At 66.2% G+C, this 4,615-nt stretch carries 4 protein-coding genes; 1 reads left to right on the plus strand and 3 read right to left on the minus strand.

Going from position 1 to position 4,615, the window contains the following annotated elements; genetic code table 11:
* The 3 genes from ACLN58_RS18180 to ACLN58_RS18190 all read right to left on the minus strand — a co-directional run.
* On the minus strand, nucleotides 1-1,347 hold a 1,347-nt coding region (locus tag ACLN58_RS18180; RefSeq protein WP_415856653.1), incomplete at its 3' end, for an ABC transporter substrate-binding protein.
* 47 nt (nucleotides 1,348-1,394) lie between these two features.
* Nucleotides 1,395-2,372, minus strand: coding sequence for a carbohydrate ABC transporter permease (locus ACLN58_RS18185; RefSeq protein WP_415856650.1), 978 nt, complete (start codon nucleotides 2,370-2,372; stop codon nucleotides 1,395-1,397).
* Between the two features lie 11 nt (nucleotides 2,373-2,383).
* A complete protein-coding gene (locus tag ACLN58_RS18190; RefSeq protein WP_415856651.1) occupies nucleotides 2,384-3,334 on the minus strand; it encodes a carbohydrate ABC transporter permease in 951 nt (316 codons plus the stop codon).
* 152 nt (nucleotides 3,335-3,486) lie between these two features.
* Here ACLN58_RS18190 and ACLN58_RS18195 point away from each other — a divergent pair.
* Nucleotides 3,487-4,615: Gfo/Idh/MocA family protein (locus tag ACLN58_RS18195; RefSeq protein WP_415856652.1), on the plus strand; the 1,129-nt coding region annotated here is incomplete at its 3' end.

Raw genomic sequence — 4,615 nt, forward strand, 5'->3', positions numbered from 1 at the left:
CTGGAAGAGCGCGTTGACCTGGCTGTTGGCGTCGCTGAGCGAGCTGGCGGGCGACTTGCCCGAGTAGACGGCGTCCATGGCCGGCTTCATGATGCCGTCCACCTTGGCCGCGTTCTCGGTGATCGGGAACAGGAACGTGGTGCCGTCCTTGACCTGCTGGGTGAAGGACGTGACGTCCACGCCCTTGGCCTTGAACGCCGCGGCGGCCTTGTCGGCGGCCGCCGAGATCGCGGGGAACACGACGGCCTTCGAGGCCACGACGTCCTGGCACGCGGACGAGGCGAGGTACTCGACCCACTTCGCCGCGGCCGCCGGGTTCTTCGTCCCAGCGTTGATCGAGTCAGCGAGCCCGTTGTACATCGACGAGCGCTTGCCGTCGGGTCCGATCGGGGTCGGGGCGAGGCCCACGTTGATGCCCTTGTAGCCGAAGTACTGCCCGATCATCCACGAGCCGTTCGCGTTGATCGCGGCCTTGCCTGCGGCGAACGTGTCCGCCATCGAGGCGCCGACCGTGGTCTCGAGCTTGGGCGTGTAGCCCTTGTCGATGAGTCCGTGGAACCATGCGATGGTGTCCTGGAACTTCTTGTCGTCGTAGTTGTAGTGCGTGCCCCACGGGTTCTTGTCCGTGTGGGTCCATCCGGTGGTGCCCGCGAGCCAGCTCCATTCGGTCTGCCCGCTCGCCGCGCCGGAACCGTTGAGGCCCAGGCCGTAGACGGCCACGTTGTTCTTGTCGAAGCCGGCCTCGTCGCCGCGCTTGCCGTTCTTGTCCAGGGTGAGGTGGGCGATGGCCTTCTCGAACGAGCCGCCGTCCTGCGGGTTCCACGCAAGGCTGCCCATCTGCTCGGCGCTCAGGCCGGCCTTGGCCATCATGTCCTTGTTGTAGAAGAGGGAGATCGTGTCCCAGTCCTTGGGCAGGCCGTAGCGCTTGCTGTCCTTGCCGACCCAGAGATCGGCGAGGCCCTTGTTGTACTGGTGGAGGTCGACGCCGTCGTTCTTGACCGCGTCGTCGAGCGCGAGCAGCTGGTTGTTCTTGACGAAGTCGCCGAACTTCGAGAGGTGGTCGGTGAAGACGTCCGGGCCGTTGCCGGCCACGAAGCCGTTCGTGAGGTTGGTCCAGTAGTCGTCCCAGCCGGTCTGGGTGATCTTGACCGTGACGTTCGGATTGGCCTTGTGGAAGTCGTCCGCGCACTGCTGGTACGCGGGGAGTTGGTTGGCGTCCCACAGCCAGTAGCTGACCTCGCCCTTCGCGTCGCCGGAGCTTGAGGCCTGGTTCGAGCCGCCGGAGCAGGCGGAGAGTGCGAGGGCTGCGGCCGCGGCGAGGGCGACGGCGCCGAGTGCTTTCTTCATCATCGTGGTCCTTTCGAGGGGTTGGTGGGGTGGGTGAGCTAAAAGCGCTATTTGATGCCGGAGAAGCCGATCGAGTTGACGATCTTCTTGCCGAACGCGATGAACAGGAGCAGGACCGGCAATGCCGAGACGAGGGTCGCGGCCATGAGGCCGGACCAGTCGGGCGCGCCCTGGGGAGACTGCGACTTGAAGACGCCGAGGCCGACCGTGAGGACGCGGACCGCGGGGTCGTTGCCCACGAGGAGCGGCCAGAAGTAGTCGTTCCACGCCGCGATGAACGTCAGGAGGCACAGCGTGGCCAGCGGCGCCACGGCGTTCGGGAGGACCACCTGGAAGAAGATGCGGACGTGCCGGGCGCCGTCGAGCATCGCGGCCTCCTCGACCTCGCGGGACATGCCGAGGAAGAACTGGCGGAGGAAGAACACTGCGAACGGAGTCATGAGCATGCTCGGGAGAGCGATGCCGAGGTACGTGTTGAGGAGGCCGAGGTTCTTCACGAGCAGGAAGTTGGGCAGCGCCGTGAAGATCGAGGGGACGAGGAGCGTCCCGAGGAAGAGCGCGAAGACCTTGTCCCGGCCGCGCCAGCGCAACCGGGCGAACGCGTACGCCGCGAGCGAGCTGAAGAACACCTGCGAGACCGTGATCATCGTGGAGACGATGAGCGAGTTGAGCAGGTACTGCCAGAAGTTGATCGACGCCCCGGACCCGCCCTCGGCCTGGGCCTGGGCCTGAGACTGGAGGCCGAACACGCGGGCGAACGCGCCCCACGTGAAGTCCGCGGGCAGGAGGTTGCTCGACTGGGTAGCGAGCGCGTGGTTGTTGGAGAGCGCGGTGCGGAGCATCCAGAGGAAGGGCCCCACCGTGACGAGGATGGCGACGGCGAGCGCGGCCCAGGCGGCGATGCGGCCCCAGTTCACCGGACGACGGCGGCGGGCGGCTGTGGTGGGTCGCGTGCCGGTGGTGCGTTGCGCGCCTTTGGTGCGCTGCGTACCTGTGCGCTGGGCGCCTTTGGTGAAGAAAGTCATGGTGGGTCCCCTCAGTCCAGGTCGCTCTCGTTGCCGCGCAGGAACTTCATCTGCAGGAAGGCGACGATGGCGAGGATGACGAACAGGATCACGCTCAAGGCCGAGCCGTAGCCGAAGTCCTGCTGGCTGAACGCGCGCTGGTAGATGTAGTACTGGATGACGCGGGAGGCGTTGACCGGCCCGCCCTGCGTCGTGACGGCGACCGTGTCGAAGATCTGGAACGAGCCCGTGATCGTCACGACCATGACGAGCAGGAGCACGGGGCGCAGGAGCGGCATCGTGATCCGCCAGAACGTCTGCCACTTGCTCGCGCCGTCGAGGTTCGCGACCTCGTACAGCTGATTCGGGATGGCCTGGAGCCCGGCGAAGATCAGCAGCGCGGTGTAGCCCATGTGCCGCCACACGTTGACGAACGCGACGGTCGGGATGGCCCAGAACTCGTTGCCGAAGAACGCGACGCGGGGGATGCCCATCCACTGGAGGACCTGGTTCACGATCCCGATCTGGTAATCGAGCATCCAGAACCACAGGAGGGCCACGATCACGTTGGCCACGAGGTACGGCAGGAGGAGGACTCCCCGGATGAGCGTCGACTTGGCCACGTGGTACATGAGGAGCGCGAGCCCGAGGGCAATCACGGTCTGGAAGCCGATGTTGAGGATGACGTACTCGAGCGTGACGCCCATCGCGTTCCAGAACAGCTTGTCCTGGAAGATCTTGGCGTAGTTCTTGACGCCGACCCAGATCGGGTTCCCCAGGATGCTGTAGTCCGTGAAGCTCAGGTAGATGCCACGGATCGTGGGGACGAGGTAGAAGAGCACGAAGCCGAGCAGGGCCGGCGCGACGAAGAGGAGCGCGACGCGCAGATCGCCGCGCCCTCGGTGGCGCGCGCCTCGCTGGTGATCGGGGGAATCGGCGCTGCGTTGCGCCGTCTTCCGGGCCCCCACGGTGGTGGTCGTCATTGGATCCTCCGCTGTGATCTGGCTAACAATTGGCTATGAATCTACACGAGTAACTTTTTGATTGACAAGAGGTTCCCTTGAAATTTCACGGATCTAATCGCGTTGGCGGCGTACCTGTTGACTCGAGTAACTCACGATGGAAGACTTTCGGCATGACTCACGCCACAGGCTTCTCCCTCGGAATCGTCGGCGCCGGCCAGTTCGCCGGCCAGTTCTCCAAGCTCTTCGACGCCCACCCCTACGTGACGTCCGTGTACGTCACGGACGTGCTCCCCGAGCGCGCCGAGGCCCTCGCCGAGCGGCAGGGGCTCGCGGGCACGTTCCCGAGCTTCGAGGCCATGCTCGCGAGCGACGTCGACGCGATCGCGATCTTCACGCAGCGCTGGACGCACGGCCCGCTCGTGGTCCAGGCGCTCCGAGCCGGCAAGCACGTGTACTCGGCCGTGCCGATGGCCATCAGCGTCGAGGAGATCGCCGCGATCATCGAGGCCGTGCGCGAGACCGGACTCACGTACATGATGGGCGAGACGAGCTACTACAACCCCGCGACCGTCTACGCGCGAGGTCGCCGCGCGGAGGGCTCCTTCGGCCGGATCTTCTACGCCGAGGGAGACTACGTCCACGACATGGACCTCGGCTTCTATGCTGCGTACGAGTACAGCGGCGGGCCCGAATGGAAGCGCACCGCGAGCTACCCGCCCATGCTCTACCCGACGCACTCCGTGGGCGGGGTCATCGGGGCGATCGGTGGCCACGCCGTGAGCGTGAGCTGCATCGGCGTGCGGGACGATCGCGGCGACGGCGTCTTCGACCGCGAGGTCAGCATGTTCGACAACGAGTTCTCCAACGCGACTGCCCTCTTCGAGCTCGCCGGCGGCGGTTCCATGCGGATCAACGAGTTCCGCCGTGTCGGCTACCCGTCCCACCTGCGCGAGAGCCGCTTCCGCTACTTCGGCACCGAGGGCAGCTTCGAGCAGCTCGTCGAGACCGCCGTGTGGCAGGACAAGGAGGGCTTCACCGACGTGAGCGAGCAACTCACCACCGTGCCGAGCATGGACCCCGACGACCCCTCGCTCGCCGACGTCGACCCAGCCCTCCGCGACGCGTTCATCTCCGGTCTCGCCCCCGTGCATGACGCGGGCCGGCTGCCCGCCGAGCTGCGTGCGCTCCCGAGCGGCCACGAGGGCAGCCACCACTTCCTCGTGGACGACTTCGCGACGGCCGTCGCGACGCGGACCCTTCCGCCGGTCAACGCGTGGGAGGCCGCACGCTACACGCTGC

This window comes from Sinomonas sp. G460-2 (genome assembly GCF_047759905.1).
In the GTDB taxonomy this organism is placed as follows: Bacteria; Actinomycetota; Actinomycetes; order Actinomycetales; family Micrococcaceae; genus Sinomonas.

Coding starts and splice junctions, on each gene's coding strand:
- ACLN58_RS18185 (WP_415856650.1), bottom strand. CDS start 2,372: ATGACTTTCTTCACCAAAGGCGCCCAGCGCACAGGTACGCAGCGCACC.
- ACLN58_RS18190 (WP_415856651.1), bottom strand. CDS start 3,334: ATGACGACCACCACCGTGGGGGCCCGGAAGACGGCGCAACGCAGCGCC.